General features: G+C 74.6%; 19 protein-coding genes and 1 pseudogene. 5 read left to right on the forward strand and 15 right to left on the reverse strand.

From position 1 onward, the window contains the following. A pseudogene (locus tag ACW0Q9_RS05370) lies at positions 1 to 1,104 on the reverse strand (transposase); the annotation flags it as partial. 40 nt (positions 1,105 to 1,144) lie between these two features. Beyond that, positions 1,145 to 2,101 (reverse strand): DNA primase, encoded by a 957-nt coding sequence (locus ACW0Q9_RS05375; RefSeq protein WP_456178819.1) that lies wholly within the window; start codon positions 2,099 to 2,101, stop codon positions 1,145 to 1,147. Between the two features lie 147 nt (positions 2,102 to 2,248). Between ACW0Q9_RS05375 and ACW0Q9_RS05380 the strand changes: the two genes are divergently transcribed. Further along, entirely contained in the window at positions 2,249 to 2,590 is a 342-nt protein-coding gene (locus ACW0Q9_RS05380; protein ID WP_456178820.1) for a PadR family transcriptional regulator, read from the forward strand. 7 nt (positions 2,591 to 2,597) lie between these two features. Here the strand turns inward: ACW0Q9_RS05380 and ACW0Q9_RS05385 are convergent, their stop codons facing one another. From ACW0Q9_RS05385 to deoC, 10 genes are all read right to left on the reverse strand, one after another. Continuing rightward, positions 2,598 to 3,287, reverse strand: coding sequence for a permease prefix domain 1-containing protein (locus ACW0Q9_RS05385; protein ID WP_456178821.1), 690 nt, complete (start codon positions 3,285 to 3,287; stop codon positions 2,598 to 2,600). A gap of 58 nt (positions 3,288 to 3,345) precedes the next feature. Continuing rightward, a complete protein-coding gene (gene cydC, locus ACW0Q9_RS05390) occupies positions 3,346 to 5,292 on the reverse strand; it encodes a thiol reductant ABC exporter subunit CydC (protein ID WP_456178822.1) in 1,947 nt (648 codons plus the stop codon). Next, entirely contained in the window at positions 5,289 to 6,965 is a 1,677-nt protein-coding gene (gene cydD / locus ACW0Q9_RS05395) for a thiol reductant ABC exporter subunit CydD (RefSeq protein WP_456178823.1), read from the reverse strand. The genes cydC and cydD overlap by 4 nt, the downstream gene beginning before the upstream one ends. Further along, positions 6,962 to 7,969, reverse strand: coding sequence for a cytochrome d ubiquinol oxidase subunit II (locus ACW0Q9_RS05400; RefSeq protein ID WP_456178824.1), 1,008 nt, complete (start codon positions 7,967 to 7,969; stop codon positions 6,962 to 6,964). The genes cydD and ACW0Q9_RS05400 overlap by 4 nt, the downstream gene beginning before the upstream one ends. A gap of 11 nt (positions 7,970 to 7,980) precedes the next feature. Continuing rightward, on the reverse strand, positions 7,981 to 9,228 hold the full coding sequence (locus ACW0Q9_RS05405; protein WP_456178825.1) for a cytochrome ubiquinol oxidase subunit I: 1,248 nt from the start codon (positions 9,226 to 9,228) through the stop codon (positions 7,981 to 7,983). Between the two features lie 102 nt (positions 9,229 to 9,330). Beyond that, positions 9,331 to 10,236: a M56 family metallopeptidase gene (locus ACW0Q9_RS05410; protein ID WP_456178826.1), complete on the reverse strand. Its 906-nt coding sequence runs from the start codon at positions 10,234 to 10,236 to the stop codon at positions 9,331 to 9,333. A 10-nt stretch (positions 10,237 to 10,246) separates the two neighbouring features. Further along, entirely contained in the window at positions 10,247 to 10,705 is a 459-nt protein-coding gene (locus ACW0Q9_RS05415) for a BlaI/MecI/CopY family transcriptional regulator (RefSeq protein ID WP_456178827.1), read from the reverse strand. Positions 10,706 to 10,737: 32 nt separating this feature from the next. Beyond that, on the reverse strand, positions 10,738 to 11,562 hold the full coding sequence (locus tag ACW0Q9_RS05420) for an aldehyde dehydrogenase family protein (RefSeq protein ID WP_456178828.1): 825 nt from the start codon (positions 11,560 to 11,562) through the stop codon (positions 10,738 to 10,740). Then, a complete protein-coding gene (locus tag ACW0Q9_RS05425; RefSeq protein ID WP_396877020.1) occupies positions 11,555 to 12,985 on the reverse strand; it encodes an aldehyde dehydrogenase family protein in 1,431 nt (476 codons plus the stop codon). The genes ACW0Q9_RS05420 and ACW0Q9_RS05425 overlap by 8 nt, the downstream gene beginning before the upstream one ends. A gap of 5 nt (positions 12,986 to 12,990) precedes the next feature. Continuing rightward, positions 12,991 to 13,950 carry a deoxyribose-phosphate aldolase gene (gene deoC, locus ACW0Q9_RS05430; RefSeq protein WP_456178829.1) on the reverse strand — a complete coding sequence of 320 codons (960 nt, stop codon included), beginning with the start codon at positions 13,948 to 13,950 and terminating at the stop codon, positions 12,991 to 12,993. A gap of 136 nt (positions 13,951 to 14,086) precedes the next feature. Between deoC and upp the strand changes: the two genes are divergently transcribed. Together upp and ACW0Q9_RS05440 are read left to right on the forward strand one after the other, a co-directional pair. After that, complete coding sequence (upp, locus tag ACW0Q9_RS05435; protein WP_456178830.1) at positions 14,087 to 14,719, forward strand: uracil phosphoribosyltransferase; 633 nt, start codon at positions 14,087 to 14,089, stop codon at positions 14,717 to 14,719. 145 nt (positions 14,720 to 14,864) lie between these two features. Then, positions 14,865 to 15,542: a GOLPH3/VPS74 family protein gene (locus ACW0Q9_RS05440; protein ID WP_456178831.1), complete on the forward strand. Its 678-nt coding sequence runs from the start codon at positions 14,865 to 14,867 to the stop codon at positions 15,540 to 15,542. Positions 15,543 to 15,635: 93 nt separating this feature from the next. Here ACW0Q9_RS05440 and ACW0Q9_RS05445 read toward each other — a convergent pair whose 3' ends face one another. Together ACW0Q9_RS05445 and ACW0Q9_RS05450 are read right to left on the reverse strand one after the other, a co-directional pair. Next, a complete protein-coding gene (locus ACW0Q9_RS05445; protein ID WP_456178832.1) occupies positions 15,636 to 17,300 on the reverse strand; it encodes a phospho-sugar mutase in 1,665 nt (554 codons plus the stop codon). A gap of 50 nt (positions 17,301 to 17,350) precedes the next feature. Beyond that, positions 17,351 to 19,399 carry a serine/threonine-protein kinase gene (locus ACW0Q9_RS05450; RefSeq protein WP_456178833.1) on the reverse strand — a complete coding sequence of 683 codons (2,049 nt, stop codon included), beginning with the start codon at positions 19,397 to 19,399 and terminating at the stop codon, positions 17,351 to 17,353. A gap of 204 nt (positions 19,400 to 19,603) precedes the next feature. On the opposite strand from ACW0Q9_RS05450, the gene ACW0Q9_RS05455 reads away from it, so the two are divergent. Then, complete coding sequence (locus ACW0Q9_RS05455; protein WP_456178834.1) at positions 19,604 to 21,187, forward strand: acyl-CoA mutase large subunit family protein; 1,584 nt, start codon at positions 19,604 to 19,606, stop codon at positions 21,185 to 21,187. A 642-nt stretch (positions 21,188 to 21,829) separates the two neighbouring features. Continuing rightward, positions 21,830 to 23,089 carry an amidohydrolase gene (locus ACW0Q9_RS05460; RefSeq protein ID WP_456178835.1) on the forward strand — a complete coding sequence of 420 codons (1,260 nt, stop codon included), beginning with the start codon at positions 21,830 to 21,832 and terminating at the stop codon, positions 23,087 to 23,089. Here the strand turns inward: ACW0Q9_RS05460 and ACW0Q9_RS05465 are convergent. Continuing rightward, positions 23,046 to 24,005, reverse strand: coding sequence for a DUF4349 domain-containing protein (locus ACW0Q9_RS05465; protein ID WP_456178836.1), 960 nt, complete (start codon positions 24,003 to 24,005; stop codon positions 23,046 to 23,048). The genes ACW0Q9_RS05460 and ACW0Q9_RS05465 overlap by 44 nt on opposite strands. Positions 24,006 to 24,113: the final 108 nt, after the last annotated feature.

Raw genomic sequence — 24,113 nt, forward strand, 5'->3', positions numbered from 1 at the left:
GTTGCCGCGCCGGGTGGTCTCCGCCAGCCCGGCGGAGACCGGCTCGGGGCGGCCACGCCGGGCGGCCGGGTCCGCGACCGGCTCGGGCTCGGTCGGGCGCACCGGGCGCAGCCCGGCGGAGGCCGCCGGGGTCAGCTCCTCGACCTGCTCGCCGCGACGGGCGGCGGCCCGGCGGCCGGGCGCCGGTGCGGGCGTGGTGACTCGGGCGCTGAGCGCGCCGACAAGCGCGTCGCAGCCGGCGTCGCAGGCCCGGACGGAGGCGACCGCCTGCCGCACGGTCTCGGCGACGGCGGCGGTGAGCGCCCGGTTGACGGTGGCCCGCCGCGGCGTCTCGGAGATGGCGACCCGTAGCGCGGTCACCGCGTCGTCGATGGTGTCGGCGTCCGCCACGCCCTCGGCGGCCAGGTGCGCGGCGACGGCGTCCGCCGCGACCGCGACCTCGCGGCCCCGGGCCACCGTGCCGGCGAGCATGCCCGGCTCGGGCAGCGCGTCCAGGACGGCCAGGGAGACCGGCTCGGCCGGGTCGGGATACGCGCGCAGCGCGGCCGGGTAGAGCTCACGCAGCACCTCGCGCAGCGCCACCGCGGCGGAGTGCCGGCCGCTGGCCAGTGCGGCGTGCGCGGCGAGAACCTGCTTGTAGTTGGCGAGATCGCGCGGCGCCGGGAGGGTCACCGCGGAGAGCGCGCCGGCCTGGAGCGCCCGGGCCAGCCCGACCGCCCGGCGCTCGGCCGGCGGGGACTGCATCTCCTCCAGCGAGTCGTCGTCGGCGAAGCGCTCGGCGAAGTCGTCGACCGAGTCGTCGTCCGCGATCGCCAGCGGTCGACCCGCCGCGCTGAGCAGCGAGGTGACCGTGTGGTCGTCGCTGTCGGCCGCGATGGCCGCACCGCTCGGCCCGCCCGACCGCTCCACGAGCAGCGCGACCAGCTGGGCATAGCCCGCCGGGTCGTCGCCGATCTCGCAGACATGCAGCAGACGGCCTGCGTCGTCGACCACAGCGGACGTCAGCGTCGATCCGGCCGAAGCCGACCGGTCGGCCGAATCCGCCGAGGCCAGACCGCAGTACACGCGCACGAGCGCCACGGCGTCGTCCTCCTCCCGGGACACAGGTCTTGTTCTGCCAGAGACTGATGCTCCCCGCTCCGGGTCAGTCGCGCCAGTCCACAACAGCAGAGATCTTGCCGACAATGGTGCGCCAACCCAAACTTGCGGTTTGTGCCCCGATTTTCTTCAGCCGGCGCCGGCCCAGGAATCCACCGATTCCGCCATTGACAGAAGAGCGCAGCGCCTCGTCCAGGTCGTCCAGGCTGGAGCCGGCGGAGAGCATGTCGAGCACGGCCGGTAGCCGCAGCGCGTACGCCAGGTCACGGGCGATCTCACCGGCTTCGATCAACAGCGTGGGGTCCCACGCGTCGTGGCCGCCGCGGAGGTTCTCCACCACCAGGTCGAGCTCGTAGGTGTCCTCGTCCAGCGGGGCGATGTCGGCCGGTTCCACCCGTTCGGACAGTTCATTCCAGCTGTCCAGTTGAGACAGGTCGTTGGGCGCACCGGAACGGATGAAACTGACCAGCGACTCCGGGGTCTTGAACAGCAGCAGCTTGCCCCGGTGGGTGAGGAAGACGGGCACTTCCTCGTCGCCCGCGGCGGCATCCGCCTCGTCCTCGTCGGCGTCCTCGGCGTCCTCGGGTTCCTGGTCGGCGTCCTCGTCCGCGGCCGCCTCGGTGCCGCCGCGGCGGCGGCGCCGGGGCTTCTCCTCGTCTTCCTCGTCCTCCTCGGCGGAGAGGGCGGCGAACTCCTCGTCGAGGATCACCACCTCCTCGTCCTCCTCGGTCTCGACGACCTGGCGACGGGCCAGGAAGGGGTCGTCCTGGTCGCGCTCGGCGACGTCGGTCGGGGTCAGCTCCCGCGCCGGCCGGTACGCCCGCAGCGTGAAGCCGGTGCCGGCGGGCAGGGCGATCTCCACCGGGTCGATCCGCAGCTCGTCCCAGAGCGCGCGGTCCGCCGCCGGGCGGTCGACCTCGACCTCGTCTTCTGCGGCCGACGCGGTGGTGTCGTCGAGCTCGGGCTCGTCGGCGTCGGGCCGTTGGGGCGACTGGCGGGCCACGCTGACCTCCGTGTGCTTTCGGGTTGCCCACCCGACGGCGCTCGACCGCCGAGTGACTCTGCGCACATACCCTAGTGGGCGTCCGGCCGTGACCGGGAGCCGCACCCCGGTGGCGTCCCGACCCGCGGACAAGTAGTCTTGCTACACATGAAGGCCCAGGCGCTGCACGGACACCTGGACGCGCTGCTGCTCGCGGTGCTGGAGCAGGGCGCCCTGCACGGCTACGCGATCATCGAGGCGCTCCGGGCCCGCAGCGGCGGCACCCTCGATCTGCCCACCGGCACCATCTATCCGGCGCTGCGCCGGCTGGAGAGGGCCGGCTACGTGGCCAGCGCCTGGAGCACCGTGAACGGCCGGGAGCGGCGCACCTACCAGCTCACCGAGGCCGGCGGTCGGGCGCTGGCCGGCGAGCGCGCGGGATGGCGCGAGTTCAGCGCCACGGTGGGCCGCTTCCTCGGCACCGACGAGCCGCCCGCCGGGCCGGCCTGAGCCGCGGTCAGCCGGCGACGCGGGGCCCCCGGGTGGTGATCAACCAGTAGCGGGCGGCCCGGGCCAGGGCGAACCAGCCGGCGCCGACCAGCACCGCCCCGATGATCATCGGAGGCCAGGTGAGCGCCGCGTCCCAGAGGTGGACCGACCAGCCGAACAGGGCCACGCCGGCCAACGCCCCGACCGCCAGCCCGGCGGTCAGCCCGAAGCCCACCGCGCGGGCCAGGCGGGGCAGCCGGGGCGAGCCGTGCCGGGCGGCGAGCAGGCCGAGCAGCAGCCCGGCCAGCGCCAGCCCGGCGACCACGCCCCAGATGCCGTTGACCGAGCTGGACAGGAGCAGGTAGCCAGCCGGCGGCCGCGGCCCGTCGCTCCAGCTCGCCCCCCGCCAGGTCAGGTCGCCGGCGACCACCAGCACCGCCGCCACCGCCAGCGCCCGCAGCGCCAGCCCGCGCAGCGCCCCGGCGGCCAGCTCGGCCTGGTAGCCGGGAGCGAGCTCGGCCGGAGTGCCGAACTCGGCCACCGCCCGCCGCTCGGCCTCCGCGACCGGCAGGCCCCCCTCCCGGTACGCGTCGACGGCGTCCTCCAGCGCGTGCCGCGCCTCGGTCAGCAGGTCGGCCTTGAGCCGGGCCGGCCCGTGCAGCTGCCCGGCCAGCTCGCGCAGCCGCTCGTCGACGCGGATCTCCTCGTACCCCCGCATGGGACCACCCTGCCACCGCGGCCGGCCGGCCGCGTCGGGGAAAACCCCGGAAACCGGCTCAGGGGGCCAGCGCCAGGTAACCGCGCTCGGCCGCCTCCTGGAGCAGCCACTGCTCCCGGTACCAGCCCGGCCGGGCCACCAGCTCCTCGTGCCGGCCGCGCTGCACCACCCGGCCCGCGTCGAGCACCACGATCTCGTCCAGCCCGGCGAGGCCGCTGAGCCGGTGGCTGATCAGCAGCACCGAGTGCCCGGCCGGGGTCGCCGCCAGCGCCGAGGCGAGCACCGCGTCGGCGGCCGCCGGGTCGAGCCCCTCGGTCGGCTCGTCGAGCACCAGCACCGGCGGGGCGGCCAGCAGCGCCCGGGCCAGCGCGAGCCGCTGCCGCTGCCCGCCGGAGAGCTGCCCGCCCTGCTCGCCGACCACGGTGTCCCAGCCCTCCGGCTGGGCGCGTACCCAGTCCAGCAGGCCGGCCGCCCGGGTCGCGGCGACCAGCTCCGCCTCGCCGGCGCGGGGCCGCCCGAGCAGCAGGTTCTCCCGGACCGTGGCGTGGAAGACGTACGCCTCGGCGAGCAGGCCGCCGACCACCCGGGGCAGCTCCTCGGCCGGGTGCGCGGACACCGCCACGCCGTCCACGGTGACCCGGCCGGCGTCGGGGCGTACCGCCCCGGTGAGCACGGCCGCCAGGGTGCTCTTGCCGGCGCCGCTCGGCCCGACCACGGCCACCCGGCGACCGGCCGGCAGGTCCAGATCGATCCCGGCCAGGGCGGGCGGCGCCCCCTCGCGGTACCGGACGGTCACGCCCTCGAACCGGACGTCGTGCCCGCCCGGCGCCGGCCCGGCGGGGGTGGTGGCCCCCGGCTCCCCGGCGTCGGTGAGCAGGTCGGCGACCCGGGCCAGGCCGGCGCGGAGCTGGGTGCGCTGCCGGGCCGCCCCGACCAGGGCGAGGGACACCTCGACGGCGGCCAGCGTGCCCACCGCCAGGACGCCGACCAGCACCCCGCCGACGCCCGCGCGCAGCGCCACGACCACGACGGCGGCGGCGGTGAGCCCGCCGACCAGCACCCCGGCCGCGTCCACCGCGAAGCCGGTCGCCGCGAGCCGGCGTTCCAGCCGGGCCAGGCGACCGGCCCGGGCCTCGGCGGCGGCCAGCGCCGTGCCGGTCGCCCCGAAGGCGGCCAGGTCGGCGGCCCCGTGGGTCAGGTCGACCGCGTCCACGGCGAGCGCGCCGCGCAGCGGGGCCACCTCGTCGGCGGCCCGCCGGGTCAGCCCGGCGGCCAGCGCGGGCAGCGCCACGCCGGCCACCAGCAGCCCGACGGCGAGCACGCCCGCGACCGGCGGCGAGATCAGCGCGGCGCTCCCGACCGCGAGCAGGCTGACGAGCGCGGCCGCCGCTCCCGGCACCAGCACCCGCAGCAGCAGGTCCTGCACCGCCTCCACGTCGGAGACCAGCCGGCTCAGCGCGTCACCGGTCCGCTGGGCGGCGGTCTCCCGCCGGGCGGTCAGGGTGGCGAAGACCCGGGCCCGGACGTCGGTGATCATGCGGAGCACCGCGTCGTGCCCGGCGAGCCGTTCGGTGTAGCGGAGCACCCCCCGGCCGACCGCGAGCGCGCGCACCGCGACGATCGCCACGGTCAGCCGGTCCAGCGGCGGCCGGCCGGCGGCGCTCATCAGCAGCCAGGTGGCGGTGGCCATCAGGGCCAGCCCGGCGAACTCGGTGGCCGCGGCGAGCAACCCGGCGCCCAGCAGGCGGCCCAGGTAGGGCCGCGCCAGCCGCAGCACCGCCCGCTCGGCGCTCGCGCCGCCCCGGACCCCGGACGCCGGAGCGGCGGCGACGGTCGGTGCCGGACCGCCCGGCAGCAGCTCGGACGGGTTCGTCTCGGCGGCGGTCGGCGCGCCCGGGTCACGTCCCGCCGGGGTCTTCCCGTCCCGGGCGACCCCGCCCGGTACGGCGCGTACCGGCTGGTCCGGCCCGTCGGGGCGCTCCGGCACGACCGGTCCGTCGGTCATGGCGTCACCTTCCCGGCCGGTACCGGGCTCAGCTCGGTGACCCGGCCGTCGTCGACGCGGAGGATCCGGTCGGCGTCCTCCAGCAGCGCGGGCCGGTGCGCCACCAGCAGCGCGGTACGCCCGGCGACCAGCCGCCGGGTGGCCGCCAGCACGACCGCCTCGCTGGCGCTGTCCAGCCGGGCGGTCGGTTCGTCGAGGAGCACCAGCGGGGTGTCCCGGAGGAACGCCCGGGCCAGCGCGACCCGCTGCCGCTGCCCGCTGGACAGGCCGTGCCCGCGCTCGCCGAGCATGGTGCCGAGCCCGTCGGGCAGGGCGGCGACCACCTCGTCCAGCGCGGCGTCGGTGACCGCGCCGGCCAGCGCGGCGTCCGGCGTGGCCGGGGCACCGAGCCGGATGTTGTCGGCCAGCGAGCCGGCGAAGAGGTGGGCCCGCTGCGGCACCCAGGCCAGCTCGCGCCGCCAGCTGTCGAGGTCGACCCGGGCGAGGTCCACCCCGTCGACGGTGACCCGGCCGGCCGTCGGGGTGACGAAGCCGAGCAGCAGGCCGAGCAGGGTGCTCTTGCCCGCACCGCTGGGGCCGATGACGGCGACCCGCTCGCCGGGGCGGATGGTGAGCGTGACGTCCCGCAGCGCGGTGGTCCGCTCGTACGCGACGGTCACGCCCTCGAAGCGGATCTCGCCCCGGCCGCCCGGCGCCGGCCGGGTGGCCTCCGGGCCGGCCGCCTCGGGCGTCGCGGAGAGGGTGAGCGCCTCGTCCAGCGCGGTCAGCCCCTCCATGCTGGCGTGGAACCGGCTGCCCGCCGCCCGCAGCGGCAGGTACGCCTCCGGGGTGAGCAGCAGCACGAGCAGCGCGGTGGAGAGGGTGATGCCGCCGCCGAGCAGCCGGATGCCGACCGGCACGGCGACCAGCGCCACCGAGAGGGTGGCGACCAGTTCGAGGACCAGCGCCGAGAGGAAGGCGATCCGCAGCGTCTTCATGGTGGCCTGGCGGTGCCCGTCGGCCATCCGGCGGACCACGTCGACCTGGGCCCGGGCCCGGCCGAAGGCGCGCAGCGTGGGCAGCCCGGCGACCATGTCGAGGAAGTGCCCGCCGAGCAGCGACAGCCGCCGCCACTGCCGCTCGGTGGCGGCCTGCGCCTGCCAGCCGAGCAGCGCCCCGAAGACCGGGATGAGCGGGATGGTCAGCGCGATGATGAGCGCGGAGCTCCAGTCGGCGAGCACGATGCGGGCCAGCACGGCCAGCGGCACGGTGACGCTCAACACGAGCTGCGGCAGGTAGCCGGTGAAGTAGGGGTCGAGCGCGTCCAGGCCGCGCCCGGCGAGGGTGGCGAGCTGCCCGGCGCGCCGGCCGGCGACCCAGGTGGGGCCGTGCCGGCCGACCGCGCGCAGCAGGTCGGCCCGGAGCGCCGCCTTGACCGTCGCCGCGGCCCGGGCCGCCACCGTGCCCTGCGCCCAGCTCACCAGCGCCCGGGCGGCGACCGCCGCCAGGAGACCGGCCAGCGCCGGCCGGTGCAGCCGCCCGTCGATCGCGGTGGCCAGCAGGGTGGCCAGCGCGGTGGCCTGCGCGATCACCAGCAGCGCGGTCAGCCCGCCCAGCATCGCGAGCACGGCGAGGTCGCGCCGGGCCGCGGGGACCCGGCGCAGCAGCCGCGGGTCGAACGGGCGGCGGTTCACCAGTACACCGGTGCCCTGCCGTCGGTCCGTCCCCGGAACACCCACCAGCACATCGCCTGAAAGCCTAGTAGGGCCGGGAGGAGCGGCAGCGCGAGCCAGCCCAGCAGCGCCAGGGTCGGCCCGCTCGCGGCCGCGTCGGCCACGGTCAGGGAGGCCGCCGGGTCGACGGTGGAGACCAACACCCGGGGCCAGAGCGCCGCGCCGATCAGCGGCGCCGGCAGGGCCAGCGCCGCGCTGGTCGCCGCGAAGGCCACGCCGGCCCGGCCCCGGCGCAGCGCCGCGCGGGCCACCAGCAGCGCCGCCACCAGCGCCAACGGCAGGAGTACGGCGATCGCCGGGCGCCCCACGGCGGCGCGTACCCGATCGGAGAGCAGCGCCAGGACGGCGGCGGTGGCGACCGCGGTGAGCGCCGCCGGCACCAGGCCGCGGGCCAGCCGGGCGATCGACGGCACGTCGGCGGCCGGCAGCCGCAGCGTGAGGAAGGTCGCACCGTGCACGGCGACCAGGGCGAGCAGCGCCAGCGCGGCGGCGGCCACGAACGGGGTGAGCAGGTGGCCCGCCCCGGCCACGTGCCCGTCGGCGGTCAGTGGCACGCCCTGGAGCAGCCCGCCGAGCAGCGCGCCCCAGCCGAGCGCGGCGAGCACGCTGCCGGCCACCACCACCCGGTCCCAGCCGGCCCGGGCCGCCCCACCCCACGGCCGGCTGCGGAGCTGCACCCCGGCCGTCACCAGCACCACCCCGGCCAGCGCGCCGAGCACGACCGGATAGAGGCCGGAGAGCAGCTCGCCCTCCAGGGTGGGGAAGGCGCCGAACAGGATGCCGACCGCCGCCACCAGCCAGACCTCGTTGCCGAGGAAGAACGGCCCGACCGCGTTCAGCGCGGCCCGCCGGGCCCGCGCGGTGGCGCCCCGGGCGAGCAGCAGCCCGACGCCGTAGTCGTAGCCGCCGAGCACGAGGTAGGTGGCGAAGAAGAGGCCGAGCAGGGCGTACCAGGCGAGTTCCACGGCGGGCTCCCTCAGGCGAACACGGGATGGGGGTGGTGGTCGCTGTCCGGCGCCGGTGGCCGGCCGAGCGCGGGGTCGTGCGCGCCCCGGGCGGCGTGCCGGGCCAGCAGCACCCAGTTGGTGACGGCGAGGGTGCCGAGCAGCAGGGTGAAGCCAATCAGCGAGGTGAGCATCAGCCCGGCGCTCACCGGCGAGACGGCCTGCCCGGTGGGCAGCAGCCCGTACGCGACCCAGGGCTGGCGCCCCACCTCGCGGGCGATCCAGCCGAGGATCACCGCGACGAAGGGCAGCGGCACGGCGAGCAGCACCAGCCAGAGCGGGAACCGCAACCGGATGACCCAGTCCCGCCAGAGCAGCGGCAGCAGGAACCAGACGCAGCCCAGGGTGAAGCCGATGAGGATCATGAAGCCCAGGCCGACGTTGGACAGCACCGGCGGGGCGTAGTCGCCCGGGCCGAACCGCGCCGTCCACTCGGCGACCAGCGCGTCGCGGTCGGCCCCGCCGCCGAACTTGGTCGGCTGGAGTTCGCCGACCGGCCCGAACTGCGCGAAGCCGAAGCCCTGGAGCGTGGTCACCGCGAGCGCCGCGGTGATCAGGCCGAGCCGCAGCGACTTCCGGAAGAGCGCGAAGTCCGGGGTGCGCCGGATCAGGTGCCAGGCGCTGACCGCCGCCATCAGCATCCCGCCGGTGACCAGGCCGGCCGAGACCACGTGGCCGAAGGCGAAGCCGAGGGTGGGGTTGGTAAGCAGCGCCCCGAAGTCGGTGAGGTGGGCGACGCCGTCGCGGACCTCGTAGCCGACCGGGTGCTGGAGCCAGGAGTTGGCCACCATGATCCAGAACGCCGAGGCGTACGCGGTGAGCGCGACGCCCCAGAGCAACGCCAGGTGCACGCCGCGCCGCAGCCGGTGCCAGCCGAAGATCCACATGCCGAGGAACGTGGACTCCAGGAAGAAGGCGACCAGCGTCTCGATGGCCAGCGGCGCCCCGAACACGTTGCCCACGTAGCGCGACAGGCCGCTCCAGTTCAGCCCGAACTGGAACTCCATCACGATGCCGGTGGCGATGCCGAGCACGTAATTGATCACGTAGAGCTGACCCCAGAAGCGGGTGAGCCGCTCGTACACCGGCTTGCCCGTGACGAAGCCGGCGGTCTGCAGGCCGACCAGCAGGGTGACCAGGCCGAGGGTGACCACCACGAAGAGGAAGTGGATCGAGGTGGTGGTGGCGAACTGCAGGCGGGCGAGGAGCAGGGGATCCATGGCCGTTCTCCCACGGGTTGACTCGCTTGTCATAGCGAGCCTACACGTAGACTCACTACCTATGCGGTCCGGTGTCGGCTCCGGAGCGCGGTGAAGCGCCGGTCAGCTCAGGAAGAGGGAGATCGGGAGGGCGACCAGCAGGGTCGCGACGGACAGCGCGGTGGCGCCGAGCACCCGCGGCGGCCGGTCCGCCACCAGGAGCCGCTGCACCCGGACGTCGAGGTCGCGGTCGCCGAGGCCGAGCGTGCCGGCCGGGGTGACCCGGTGCCCGGCGGCGGCGAACCGGCGCAGCGCCCCGGCCAGCGGCTCCTCCGCGTGCAGCTCGCGCGCCTTGTCGTCGGCGCGCATCTCGACCAGCAGGGCCACCCGCTCGTGCGCGTCCCGCACCCAGCGGAACCAGGGCAGCGCCCGGCAGAGCGCGGTGAACGGCAGCAGCACCAGGTCGTGCCGCTCCTGGGCGTGCGCCCGCTCGTGGGTGAGCACCGCCGCCAGCTCGGCACGGTCGAGCAGACTGAGCGTGCCCGCGCTGACCACGACCCGGGGCTTCACCCCGGGCAGGCAGTACGCGGCCGCGCTCGGGTGGTCGAGCACCAGCGCGCCGGGCACCGTGGGGTCGCGCCGGGCGACCAGGCTGAGCAGCTCCCGGTGCCGGCGCTGGGCCCGTACCGTGCCGTGGATGCTGCGCACGGTCGTGGTCAGGAGCACCGCGCCGATGCCGAAGCCGACCCCGACCAGGCCGAGGTGCGGGGCGCCGAGCCCGGCCGGCAGGGTGCCGTGGGCCAGGTCGTCGGCGAGGGTCAGCAGTGCGCTCCCGGTCGGCAGCCCGTACGCGGCCAGGCCGAGCGCCATGGGCAGGCCCATGGCGGAGAGGCCGAGCGCCAGCCCGACCGCCTGCCAGCAGACGATCGCCACCCGCGGGGCCTGCCAGGTCCACCGCGCGGCGGCCAGGACCTGCGCGGTCAGCCAGCAGGCCAGGATGGTCGCGGCGAAGTGCAGGGCGTACGCCACGGCGGCCGCCCTACCGGTCCGTCGCCTCGTCGAGCGACGGGCCACCGGCCCGCGGGTCCTCGACCCGGTCGGTCAGCCCCGCCTGCGCCGGCCCGGAGCCGGTCAGGCCCGCCTCGGCGCCGAGCGCCGCGCGCAGCACCTCCGCCTCGGTGCCGGTCACCGAGCGGGCGAAGCGCACCAGCGCGGCGTCCCGGCTGCCGCCGAGGTCGAGGGCGTCGAGCATGAGCTGGGCGATGTGCGCCTCGCGGGTGGCGGCGGGCCGGTAACGCCAGGCCCGCCCCTCCCGCTCGCGCTGCACCATGCCCTTGCCGGCGAGCCGGTCGAGCACGGTCATCACCGTCGTGTAGGCCAGCTCCCGCCCGTCGAGGGCGTCGGCGACCTCGCGTACGGTCACGCCGTCCGACGTGGCGGGGACCGAGTCCCACAGCACGTCCATCACCGCACGTTCCAGATCACCGAGCCGAGTCACGGGCCAATCCTACCCCGCGTAGTAGAAGGGGCTCACACGCCCTTGGGGTGCCAGACGGTCTTGGTCTCCAGGAGCGTGGTCATCCGGGTGAGGCCCGGGTCGGCGAACCAGTCGTGGTCGGCCGGGGCCGGCCGGAGCACCCGCTTCAGGTTCTCCGCGGCCTTGACCTCCAGCTCGGCGGCCAGGTCGGCGTCGGCGACCCCGGTCAGGTCGATGGCGTTGACGTCCATGTGCGCGGCCAGCGTCGGCACGGTCTCCGACAGTCGGCCGGTGAGGATGTTCACCACCCCGCCCGGCAGGTCGGAGGTGGCCAGCACCTCGGCCAGGGTCACCGCCGCCAGCGGCGCCGACGGGGAGGCGGCCACCACCACGGTGTTGCCGGTCACGATCGCCGGGGCGATCACGCTCACCAGGCCGAGCAGCGCCGGTGACTCGGGGGCCACCACGGCCACCACGCCGGTCGGCTCGGGCGCGGACAGGTTGAAGTACGGCCCGGCCACCGGGTTCGCACCGCCGTAGACCTGGGGGAGCTTGTCGGACCAGCCCGCGTACCAGACCCAGCGGTCGATCGCGGCGTCGACCTCGTCGGCGGACGCGCCGAGGGCGACGAACTGGTCGCGTCGGCCCTCCAGCATCTCGGCGACCCGGTAGAGGATCTGACCGCGGTTGTACGCGGTCGCCCCGGCCCAGCCCTTCACGGCGGCCCGGGCGGCGACCACCGCGTCCCGCGCGTCCTTGCGGGAGGCCAGCGACACGTTGGAGTCCTGCACGAGATACGACCGTCCCGACTCGCTGCGCGGGAACTTCCCGCCGATGAAGAGCTTGTACGTCTTGCGTACCGCGACCCGCTCAGACATTGAGGTACGCCTCCAGCCCGTGCCGGCCGCCCTCGCGACCGTAGCCCGACTCCTTGTAGCCGCCGAACGGCGAGGTGGGGTCGAACTTGTTGAACGTGTTGGCCCAGACCACGCCGGCGCGCAGCCGGTCCGCCATCCACAGGATCCGGGAACCCTTGTCGGTCCAGATCCCGGCCGACAGCCCGTACGGCGTGTTGTTGGCCTTCTCCACGGCCTCGGCCGGGGTGCGGAAGGTCAGCACGGACAGCACCGGGCCGAAGATCTCCTCGCGGGCGATCCGGTGCGCCTGGGTGACCCCGGTGAAGATGGTCGGCGCGAACCAGAAGCCGCGGTCGGGCAGCTCGCACGGCGGCGACCAGCGCTCGGCGCCCTCGGCGGCGCCGGCCTCCGACAGCTCCCGGATCCGGGCCAGCTGCGCGGCCGAGTTGATCGCGCCGATGTCGGTGTTCTTGTCCAGCGGGTCGCCAACCCGGAGCTGGGCCATCCGCCGCTTCAGCGACTCCAGCACCCGGTCGGCGACCGACTCCTGGACCAGCAGCCGGGAGCCGGCGCAGCAGACGTGCCCCTGGTTGAAGAAGATGCCGTTGACGATGCCCTCGACGGCCTGGTCGACCGGGGCGTCGTCGAAGACGATGTTGGCGGCCTTGCCGCCCAGCTCCAGGGTGAGCTTCTTGCGGGTGCCGGCGACCGCCCGGGCGATGGCCTTGCCGACCTCGGTGGAGCCGGTGAATGCGACCTTGTCCACGCCCGGGTGCTCGACCAGCGCCCGGCCGGTCTCGCCGGCGCCGGTGACGATGTTGACCACGCCGGCCGGCAGGTCGGCCTGCTGGCAGATCTCGGCGAAGAGCAGCGCGGTCAGCGGGGTGGTCTCCGCCGGCTTCAGCACCACCGTGTTGCCGGCCGCGAGCGCCGGGGCGATCTTCCAGGCCAGCATGAGCAGCGGGAAGTTCCAGGGGATGACCTGCGCGGCGACGCCGAGGGGGCGCGGGTCCGCGCCGAAGCCGGCGTGCTCCAGCTTGTCGGCCCAGCCGGCGTAGTAGAAGAAGTGCGCGGCGACCAGGGGCACGTCGACGTCGCGCGACTCCTTGATCGGCTTGCCGTTGTCCAGCGACTCCAGCACGGCCAGCTCGCGGGAGCGCTCCTGGATGATCCGCGCGATCCGGAACAGGTACTTGGCCCGGTCCCGGCCCGGCATCGGACCCCAGACCTTCTCGTACGCCTCGCGGGCGGCGCGGACCGCGAGGTCCACGTCCTGGCTGCCGGCCTCGGCGATCTCGGCCAGCACCTCCTCGGAGGCCGGGTTGATCGACTTGAAGCTGCCGCCGTCGGTCGGGTCGACGAACTTGCCGTCGACGAAGAGCCCGTACGAGGGCTTGATGTCCACCACCGAGCGCGACTCGGGGGCGGGTGCGTATTCGAACATCGCGCTCAGTCCAGGGTGAAGTAGTCGGGGCCGGCGTAGACGCCGGTCGTCAGCTTGGTGCGCTGCATGAGCAGGTCGTTGAGAAGGCTCGACGCGCCGAACCGGAACCAGTCCGGATCCAGCCAGTCGGGGCCGACCGTCTCGTTGACCATGACCAGGTACTTGATCGCGTCCTTGGTGGTCTTGATGCCGCCGGCCGGCTTCACGCCGACCTGCCGCCCGGTGGCGGCGCGGAAGTCGCGCACCGCCTCCAGCATCACCAGGGTCACCGGCGGGGTCGCCGCGACCGGGACCTTCCCGGTGGAGGTCTTGATGAAGTCACCGCCGGCCAGCATGGCCAGCCAGGAGGCACGGCGCACGTTGTCGTAGGTGGCCAGCTCGCCGGTCTCCAGGATCACCTTGAGGTGGGCGTCGCCGCAGGCCTCCTTGGTGGCCACGATCTCGTCGTAGACCTCCTTGTAGCGGCCGGCCAGGAAGGCGCCCCGGTTGATCACCATGTCGATCTCGTCCGCGCCGGCCTCGACGGCCGCCCGGGTGTCGGCGAGCTTGATCTCCAGCGGGGCCTGGCCGGACGGGAAGGCGGTCGCCACGCTGGCCAGGTGCACGCCGGAGCCGCGCAGCACCTCGGCCACGTACGGGACCATCGCCGGGTAGACGCAGACGGCGCCGACGTGCGGGCAGGACGGGTCGGCCGGGTCGGGGCGCAGCGCCTTGGCGGCGAGCGCGCGGACCTTGCCGGGGGTGTCGGCCCCTTCGAGGGTGGTCAGGTCGACCATCCGGATGGCCAGGTCGATGGCCTGGGCCTTGGCGGTGGTCTTGATGGAGCGGGTGCCGAGCTGTGCCGCCCGCTGCTCCGCGCCCACCTGGTCCACGCCGGGCAGGCCGTGCAGGAAGGTCCGCAGAGCGGTCTCGGATCGTCCCAGCTCGGAGAGCTCCGACCGGGCCGACGTCGCTGTCGCCGTCATGCCCCGAATACTACGCACCCGCGCGTCGGGTGATCTTGGTCACGCCGCACCGCCGGCAGCGCCGGCACGTGAGCGGCGTCGCTGGTCCGACCGCACCGGCGATGCGCCCGGCCCCGGACCGGTAGGTTGAGCGATCGTGGACGTACACGTCATTGACCACCCGCTCGCCCAGGCGCGGCTGACCGCCATGCGGGACGCCCGGACCGACTCGGCGTCGTTCCGGGCCGCGCTGCACGAACTCACCACCATGCTGGTGTACGAGGCCGCCCGCTCGTTCCCCGTCGAGAAGTACCCGGTGCAGACCCCGGTCACCGCCACCGAGGGCACCCGGCTGGCGAACCCGCCGCTGCTGGTGCCGGTCCTGCGGGCCGGTCTCGGCATGGCCGACGCCGCGCTCGGCCTGCTGCCCGAGTCGTCGATGGGCTTCGTCGGCCTGGCCCGCGACGAGGAGACGTACGAGCCGCGCGCGTACATGGAGTCGCTGCCCCGGGACCTGAAGGGCCTGCCGGTGCTGGTGCTCGACCCGATGCTGGCCACCGGCGGCTCGCTGGAGCACTCCTGCCGGCTGCTCGCCGACCGCGGCTGCACCGACATCACCGTGCTCTGCGTCCTCGCGGCGCCGGTCGGCATCGAGCGGCTGGAACGCTCCGGGCTGCCGTTGCGCCTGGTCACCGCGTCGATCGACGAGGGCCTCAACGACCGGATGTTCATCGTCCCGGGCCTCGGCGACGCCGGGGACCGCCAGTTCGGCGGCATGCCCCGCTTCTAACCCTCCTCCACGCCGTCGATCATGGAGTTGTGGCAGCGGACAAGCATCACCTACCGCCCGCAATCCGGCACCACAGCTCCATGATCGACGCGCGGCGGGCGCGTTGGCTCCCCCGGCGTGCGGGGAGGCGCTAGCGTTCCGGGCCATGACTGGTGTTGCGCTCGCCGAAGAGCTGCTGCTCCTCGCCTATGACGACGAAACCGGCAAGGCGACCATGCCCCGGATCAGCCTGGACCTCGGCATGGCCGCCGCGGTGCTGGTCGAGCTGGCCCTGGCCGGCCGGATCGCGTACGCCGACGGGAACCTGGCGGTGCTCGACCCGGCGCCGACCGGCGAGCCCATCGCCGACGAGGTCCTGGCCCGGATCGCCGCCGACACCCCGCACACCCCGTCGTCGTGGGTGCAGCGGCTGCGGCACGGCCTGCGCGACCGGATCCTCGGCGACCTCTGCGGCCGGGGCGTGGTGCGGGACGTGGACGAGACCGAGCTGGGCTTCATCCACGTGCACCGCTACCCGGTCGCGGACGCCTCGGTGGAGGCCGACATCCGGCAGCGGCTGGCCGACGCGCTGACCGTCGGGCAGCTCCCCGACGAGCGGACCGCCGCGCTCGCCACCCTGGTCGCGGTGCTGCGGATGGAGCCGGCGCTCGGCCTGACCGGCGCCGCCGCCGAGGACGCCGGCAAGCGCCTGGAGGAGATCGCCGCCGGCGCCGGCTTCTCCGGCACGGTGAGCCTCGACGACAGCGTCGTCCGCCCCTCGGTCAGCCTGGTCATCGCCGCCCTGGCCCAAGCGGTCGACGCCGCCCTGGGCAAACGCCCCTGACGCCCCGCCCACACCGGTTGATCATGAGGTTGGCGGCGCAGAAAGCGGTTGCCGACGCCGCCAACCTCATGATCACCGCATTGGGGGCGAGGGTCAGAGGCCCAGGGCGGCGGCGATCTCGTTGCGGAGTTCCGTCACCGCGGCGTGGGCCTGGCGGCGGGCCGTCGGGACGTCGCCGTTCGTCACCGGCGCCACCACCTCCAGGTACGCCTTGAGCTTCGGCTCGGTGCCGGAGGGGCGGATGACCACCCGGGCCGCGTCGGTGCGCAGGATCACCACGTCCGCCTCGGGGAGGAGGTCGACCGTCTCGGTGACCGGGTGCCCGAGCAGCGCGGTCGGGGTGGTGGCCCGGATCCGGGTCATCGCGTCGGCGATCACCCGCAGGTCCTCCACCCGGACCGAGAGCTGGTCGGTGTGGTGCACGCCGAACTCGGCGGCCAGCTCGTCCAGCCGGTCGGTCAGCGTCCGGCCCTCCGCCTTCAGGCCGGCGGCCAGCTCGGCGACGGTCAGCGCGGCCGTGATGCCGTCCTTGTCCCGGACGTGCTCCGGCGCGACGCAGTAGCCGAGCGCCTCCTCGTAGCCGAAGACCAGCGGCTCCCGGCCGCCACCGGCCCGGACGATCCACTTGAACCCGGTCAGCGTCTCGTCGTACGGCAGCCCCCGGGCCGCGGCCATGGCCCGGAGCAGGGTCGAGGAAACGATCGTGGTGGCATAGAGGCCGGTCACCCCGCGCCGCATGAGGTGGTCGGCGAGCAGCGCGCCCACCTCGTCCCCGCGCAGCATCCGCCAGCTCCCGTCCGCCGGCACGGCCACCGCACACCGGTCCGCGTCCGGATCGTTGGCGATGGCGATGTCCGCGCCGGTGCTGCCGGCCAGCGCGACGAGCTTGTCCACCGCGCCCGGCTCCTCCGGGTTGGGGAAGCTGACCGTCGGGAAGGCCGGGTCCGGCTCGGCCTGCTCGGGCACCACGCCGGGCACCGCGAAGCCGGCCCGGGCGAACGCCGCGGTCAGCACCGCCCCGCCCACCCCGTGCAGCGGGGTGTACGCCACCTTCAGGTCCCGCGGGCCGGCCGGGTCGACCACCGCGGCGGCCCGCTCCACGTACCCGGTGACCAGGTCGTCGCCGAGCACCTGGCCGGGCGGGCCGAGCGGCACCTCGGCCAGCGGGCCGACCGCCCGGATGGCCGCCTCGATGCCGGCGTCGGCCGGCGGCACGATCTGCGCGCCCGCGCCCAGCTCCCCGCCGAGCTGCGCACCCAGGTAGACCTTGTAGCCGTTGTCCTGCGGCGGGTTGTGGCTGGCCGTGACCATCACCCCGGCCACCGCGCCGAGGTGCCGCACCGCGAAGGCCAGCACCGGGGTCGGCAGCGGGCGGGGCAGCAGCAGCGCCGGGCGACCCGCGCCGGTGGCCACCTGGGCGGTGCGCTCGGCGAAGGCCAGCGAGCCGCGCCGGGCGTCGTACCCGATCACCAGCGGGCCCTCGCCGCCCTGGGCGGCGAGCCAGCCGACCAGCCCGGCCGCGGCCTGGGTGACCACCGCGAGGTTCATCCCGTTCGGGCCGGCGCGCAGCGGGCCCCGCAGCCCGGCGGTGCCGAAGGTCAGCGGGCCGGCGAACCGGTCGGCCAGCTCCGCCGCGCTGCCCGGCAGGTTGGCGAGGACGGCGCGCAGCTCGCCCCGGTCGGCCGGGTCGGGGTCGTCGTCGAGCCAGCGCTCGGCCCGGGCGCGAAGGTCGTCAAGGTCAGTGGTATCCGCCGCCATTGCCTCATGAAAGCACGGCGGCGGATCACCACTGGCCGTCGGCCTCGACTTCAGTTGGCTCCGGCGAGCTGGAACGACCGGGCCATGGCGTCGAAGATCGGCTTGCTCTCGGCGAACTTGGCGTCCGTGGAGGAGAGGTAGAACGAGTAGACCTTGCCGTCCTTCACCACGCCACGCCACATTCCGTGGCGCATGGCGTCGCCCTCGCCACAGGTGTATTCCAGCTGGGCCGCCGCCTGGCCGGCCAGCTGTTGTTCCGAGATCGACAGCTCGGTGTACGGCTCGGGGCAGTTCTTGCTCTTGGCGCTGTTCTTCTTGAGGTTCTTCGAGGCGAACTCCGCCCAGCTGACCGAGGTGCCGCCCCATTCCTCGGCGATGACCCGGACCTTGCGGCCGCTGTCCTGGGGGTCGACGAAGTCGACGTAGAGGCCGCCCGTCTGCCGCTGCCAGCCCTTCGGCACCTGGATGTTGACGCCCTTGACCGACTGCTCCTGCATCTCCACCGGCGGGGCCTCGGCCGACGTCGAGGGCAGCGCACCCACGATGGGCGGGGGCCCGTCGTCGCCGCCGCTGGTCAGCGCGATCACGCTGACCAGAAGCAGCACGGCCACCCCACCGGCGGCGGCGAGCTGGACCTTGCGCGGCCAGCCCTTCACCCGGCCGACGAGTTGGCCGCCAGCACCCTTGGCCCGGCCGAGCGTTCCGCCGCCCGCCGGTGCGGCGGCCGGCGCGGTCGTCCACGGCTGACCGGTGCCCGGCACCGACCACTGGTTGCCGCCGTACACCGGCTGGGTGGTGTCGGCGCCGCGGCCGTAGACCGGCTGGGTGGCGTCCGGGTGGCCGGCGGGCACCCGCTGGGTGGCGTCCGGCGCGGCGGTGTGACCGAGCCGCTGGGTGGCATCCGGCGAGATGCGCTGGGTGGCCTCCGGGGCCGCGCCCGCCGCCGACATCAACCCGGTCGGGGTGTGCAGCGGGCCGGCCAGCGCGTCGGCGCTGGTCTCGTCCAGCGCGGCGCCGCCCGCCGCCGCGGACCCGGGCCGCTCGCCGCGGCGCAGGGCGGCGAGCCGGTCGGTCAGCGACTCGCCGGGGCCGATCATCGCGCGGCCGCCGATCTGGCCGCTCGGCTTCGGCTCGGGCGTGATGATGGCCGGCGGCGTCGAGGGCCGCTGCACCGGCACGACGGCGTAGGGGTCGGTGACCGAGTTGACCGCGGTGGCGGTGCTGGTCAGCGGGCCGGCGAGCAGCTCGCGCAGCATGCCCCGGGCGGTGTGCACGTCCAGCCGCCGGGCCGGGTCCTTCTCCAGCAGGCCCATCAGCACGCGGGTCAGCGGGCCGCTGCGCTGCGGGGTCGCCGGCGGGTCCTCGACCACCGCGTGCATGGTCTCGATCGGGTCGCCCTTGTCGAACGGGGGACGGCCCTCCACCGCGGTGTAGAGCGTCACGCCGAGCGAGAAGAGGTCGCTGGGCGGGCCGAACTCCTGGCCCATGGCCCGCTCGGGGGAGATGAAGTGCGGCGAGCCGAGCACCATGCCGGGCGTGGTGAGCTGCACGTCGGTGGGCATCCGGGCCACGCCGAAGTCGGTAAGCACGCACCGGCCGTCGGAGCAGATCAGCACGTTGGCCGGCTTGACGTCGCGGTGCAGCACGCCGATCGCGTGCGCCACCTCCAGCGCGCCGAGCAGGGCGATGCCGATCTTGGCGACGGCGCGGGGCGCGACCGGCCCGTCCTCGATCACCATGTCGGCCAGGCTGCGGGCGTCCAGCAGCTCCATCACGATCCAGGGGCGGCCACCCTCGGTGACCACGTCGTAGACCTGCACCACGGCGGGGTGCTGGATCGCGGCGGCGGCGCGGGCCTCGCGGAGGGTGCGCTCGTACAGGGCGTCGCGGTCGCTGGGTGCGAGCCCCGGCGGGAGCACGACCTCCTTCACCGCCACGTCACGGCGCAGCAGGGTGTCTGTCGCGCGCCACACCGTGCCCATGCCGCCGTTGCCCACCGGCGAGCGCAGCGAGTAGCGCCCACCGATAGTGGTGCCGGGTGCTGCGCGTCCAGTGGGGGGACTGGCCGGTCCACCGCTCCACGTCGGGATCTGAGTCACAGAAAAGCCACCGGGGGATATCGAGGGGGCTGGGACACAACCCCTCTATCTTGCTGGTTCCGACGCCCGATGCGAAACCCGACGCGGCGGGCGTTTACCTACTCGACGGTATGTGGCCAGCTACTCACCTCCGGTCCATGCCCGCCGCCGGGGTGTGCGGTATCCCTCACCCAACGAACGGCGACCGCGTCCTACCATCCGGTAATGAGCGAAGCGCGGTCAAGCGAGTCGGGTTTCCCGATCAAGGGCGTCTACACGGCGGCGGACCTTCCGGAGGACCTGGACTCCCGGCTGGGCGGCCCGGGCCAGTACCCGTACACCCGCGGGGTCTACCCGACGATGTACACCTCCCGGCCGTGGACCATGCGGCAGTACGCCGGCTTCGGCACCGCCACGGAGAGCAACGCCCGCTACCACCAGCTGCTGCGCGCCGGCACCATGGGCCTCTCCGTCGCCTTCGACCTGCCCACCCAGATGGGGTACGACTCCGACGACCCGATCGCGCACGGCGAGGTGGGCAAGGTCGGGGTCGCCATCGACTCCATCGAGGACATGCGGACGCTCTTCGACGGCATCCCGCTGGACAAGGTCTCCACCTCGATGACGATCAACGCGCCCGGCTCGGTGCTGCTCCTGCTCTACCAGCTCGTGGCGGAGGAGTCCGGGGTGCCCGGGTCGGCGCTCAACGGCACCATCCAGAACGACATCCTCAAGGAGTACATCGCCCGGGGGACGTACATCTTCCCGCCGAAGCCCTCGCTGCGGCTGGTCGCCGACACCTTCGCCTACTGCCGGGCCGAGGTGCCGAAGTGGAACACCATCTCCATCTCCGGTTACCACATGGCCGAGGCGGGTGCGTCGCCCGCGCAGGAGATCGCGTTCACCCTGGCCAACGGCGTGGAGTACGTCCGGGCGGCGCTCGCGGCCGGGCTGGCCGTGGACGACTTCGCGCCCCGGCTGTCCTTCTTCTTCGTGGCCCGCACCACGCTGCTCGAAGAGGTCGCCAAGTTCCGGGCGGCCCGGCGCATCTGGGCGCGGCTGATGCGCGACGAGTTCGGGGCGAAGGACCCGAAGTCGATGATGCTGCGGTTCCACACCCAGACCGCGGGCGTGCAGCTCACCGCCCAGCAGCCGGAGGTGAACCTGGTCCGGGTCGCGGTGCAGGGCCTCGGGGCGGTGCTCGGCGGCACCCAGTCGCTGCACACCAACAGCTTCGACGAGGCGATCGCGCTGCCCACCGAGAAGGCCGCCCGGCTGGCGCTGCGCACCCAGCAGGTGCTGGCGTACGAGACGGACCTGACCGCCACCGTCGACCCGTTCGCCGGGTCGTACGTGGTGGAGGCGATGACCGCCGAGCTGGAGACGGCCGCCGACGAGCTGATGCAGCGGGTCTTCGACCACGGTTCGGCGGTGGACGCCATCGAGGCCGGCTTCCAGAAGCGGGAGATCGAGCAGTCGGCGTACCGGATCGCCCAGGAGATCGACTCGGGCGAGCGGGTGGTGGTCGGGCTCAACCGGTTCCAGATCGACGAGGAGGAGCCGTACGAGCCGCTGCGGGTGGACCCGTCGATCGAGGTCGGCCAGGCGGAGCGGCTGGCCAAGCTGCGCGCCCAGCGGGACTCCGGTGCGGTCGAGCGGGCCCTGGCCGAGCTGCGGGTTGCGGCCGAGGGCAACGCCAACGTGCTGTACCCCATGAAGGAGGCGCTGCGCGCCCGGGCCACCGTCGGCGAGGTGTGCGGGACGCTGCGCGACGTGTGGGGGATCCACCGGCCGAGCGACCGGTTCTGAGTCGACCCGACGGCGGCCCCGCCGGCACCCGCACGTGGTGTCCGGCGCGGGCCGCCGTCGCGTTCCCGACCTCACGCTGACCTGGGCGAACGTCCCGCGTCGGCGTACAGTCGATGGTCTCCCCGCACGCGGCGGGGGCGGTGACGGCTCGGTGCGGATCCTCCCCGGGCGACGCCGCCCGGGCGCCGCTCCCGGTCGATCGGGCAGCGTGGCCGTGACCGGCGCGCGTGTGCGGATCGGGATTACGGGTAACCCGGTCGGGTGATCCGGACGGACAGCCTGTGCGGTCGCACTCAGGACCGGCATGTCACCGTCGGGAGTCGTTCGACAGCCGACCGTTGTCACGCAATTGTCCGAGCGGCAGTTAATTTCCATGACTAATGCGACAATTCGGAACGACGGCTTCGGATTTGGTGACCGTTGAATCGGTTACGCGTTGTAGGAGGTGTGGGGCAGATGACGGCGTTCGACCGCGATCTACCTGCTGTCCCGCAGATATTTGAGCCCTCCCACCAGGGCATTCGTGACGCTGCGCGGTCCGACCGCTACGCGAAAGACGTTGCGCAGCGTCACCGCCGGAGGTCTAGGCTGTCTGCTGTTCTCCCCGATGATCCATCCATCTCTAGTGATCGAGAATTCGACGTGACGAGTGCGTTGACGTTGCCCTCGGGCAGCCCGCTGGCGTCGTCCTGGCCGGAGGCGCCGACCGGGTCCCAGCCCCTGCCCCTCGAGCTCGACCATCTGCTCGCCCTGCGGGTACCCGGCCTCATCGCGACCCGCCGTCACATCCACTCGCACCCGGAGCTGTCGGGCGAGGAGTTCGAGACGGCCGCCCTGGTCCACCGCGAGCTCTCCCTCGCCGGCCTGAAGCCGCGCCTGCTGCCGAAGGGCAACGGCGTCATCTGCGACATCGACGGGCGCCCGGACGGCCCCGTGATCGCACTCCGCGCGGACATCGACGCGCTGCCGCTCAGCGACCCCAAGGACGTGCCGTACCGGTCCACGGTGGACGGCGTCTGCCACGCCTGCGGCCACGACGTGCACACCACCGTGATGCTCGGCGTCGGCATGCTGCTCGCCCAACTCGCCGACCTCGGCCAGCTCGACGGCCGGGTGCGGCTCATCTTCCAGCCCGCCGAGGAGATCCTGCCCTGCGGCTCGCTGGAGGTCATCGAAGCCGGCGGCCTGGACGACGTGGTGCAGATCTTCGCCGTGCACTGCGACCCGAACCTGCCGGTCGGCAAGGTCGGCCTGCGGGTCGGCCCGATCACCGCCGCCGCCGACAACGTCACCGTCCGGCTCACCGGCCCCGGCGGGCACACCGCCCGCCCGCACCTGACCGTGGACCTGGTCGACGCGCTCGGCCGGCTGGTCACCGAGGTGCCGACCCTGGTCAGCCGCCGGGTGCCGGCCAACAGCGGCCTGCTGCTGGTGTTCGGCCACGCCTCGGCCGGCACCCGCTACAACGTCATCCCCTCCGAGGCCTGCGCCGCCGGCACCCTGCGGGTGATGGACCGGGACACCTGGGACCAGGCCCCGAAGATCGTGGCTCAGGTGGTGCGGGACGTGCTCGCCCCCACCGGCGCGACCGTCGACCTGGAATACCTGCGCGGCCGGCCGCCGGTCACCAACGACGCCCGGGCCATCGGCGTGCTCACCGCCGCCACCGCGGCCGCGCTCGGCCCGGAAGGCATCGCGGAGACCCCGCAGAGCATGGGCGGCGAGGACTTCTCCTGGTACCTGGAGCACGTGCCCGGCGCGCTCGCCCGCCTCGGCGTCGGCCGGAACGGGCCCAACGTGGACCTGCACCGGGCCTCGTTCGACGTGGACGAGCGCGCCATCCCGGTCGGCGTACGCCTCATGGTCCAGACCGCGCTGCGGGCACTGGCGGCGGCCCGCTAGGCACCGGACCGGCCGGTCCCGGCACCGCCGGGCCGGCCGGCGGCTTACGGCGCCCGCGCCGGCGGGCCAGGGTCACCAGCAGCGCCACCGGCACGCCGATCGCCACCGCGAACGGCAGCAGCGCGCCCAGCACCGTGAGCGCCACCCGCACCGCGCCCAGGAACGCCGACCAGCCGCCGCGCAGACCGGCAAGGAAGCCGAGTTCCGTCTCCTCCTCGGGGGCCACGGCCTCCGGGCCGACGAAGGTCACCGTGATGGTGGAGAGCGCGGTGAGGTCGGCGAGCCGGCGCTTCTTCGCCTCCAGCGAGGCCAGGTCCGCCTCCCGGCGGCCCACCTCGTTCTCCAGCGTGACCAGGTCGCTGATCGAGGTGGCGCGGGCCAGCAGCCGCCGGGCGCTGTCCACCCGGGCGCGCTGGGTGGCGATCCGGGCGTCCAGGTCCACGGTCTCCTCGGTGACGTCCTCGGTCCGTACCTCGCGGCGCTCCTGCTCACCGAGCTCGGCCAGCGCCTCCAGCACCCTGGTGAACCGATCCGCCGGCACCCGCAGGATCAGCTCGGCCCGGGCGTCCGCCGAGTCGCTGTGGCGCTGGTCGCCGCCGACGAAACCGCCGGCCCCCGTCACCACCGTGCTCGCCTCGCGCGCCGCCCGCTCCACGTCGTCCACCCGCACCTGGAGCGTTCCGGTGTAGATGATCGCCCGCTGGTCGATCCGCAGGTCCGCGGCGCCCGCGCCGGACTTCGCCTGCTCCGGTGCGGCCTGGTCCCGCGCCGCCTCCCCGCCCGCCGGCTGCTGCGCGGCCGTGCCCGCGTTGTCGCTCCCGCCGTCGCCCGCGCTGCAGGCTCCGGCACCCAGCACCACCAGCAGCCCGGCCGCCGCGAGCACGCGGCCCCGGCGGCGGCTGTCCCGTATCCTCATGTCCCCGCTCCGATCCTTCGGCGGCCCCCGCTGCGGGACCGATACGTCGGACGCGACGCGACACCGCGCCGGTTCCGGCAGACTGCGCTGAGGACGTCACGATTCGAT

The organism is Micromonospora sp. I033, assembly GCF_053890995.1.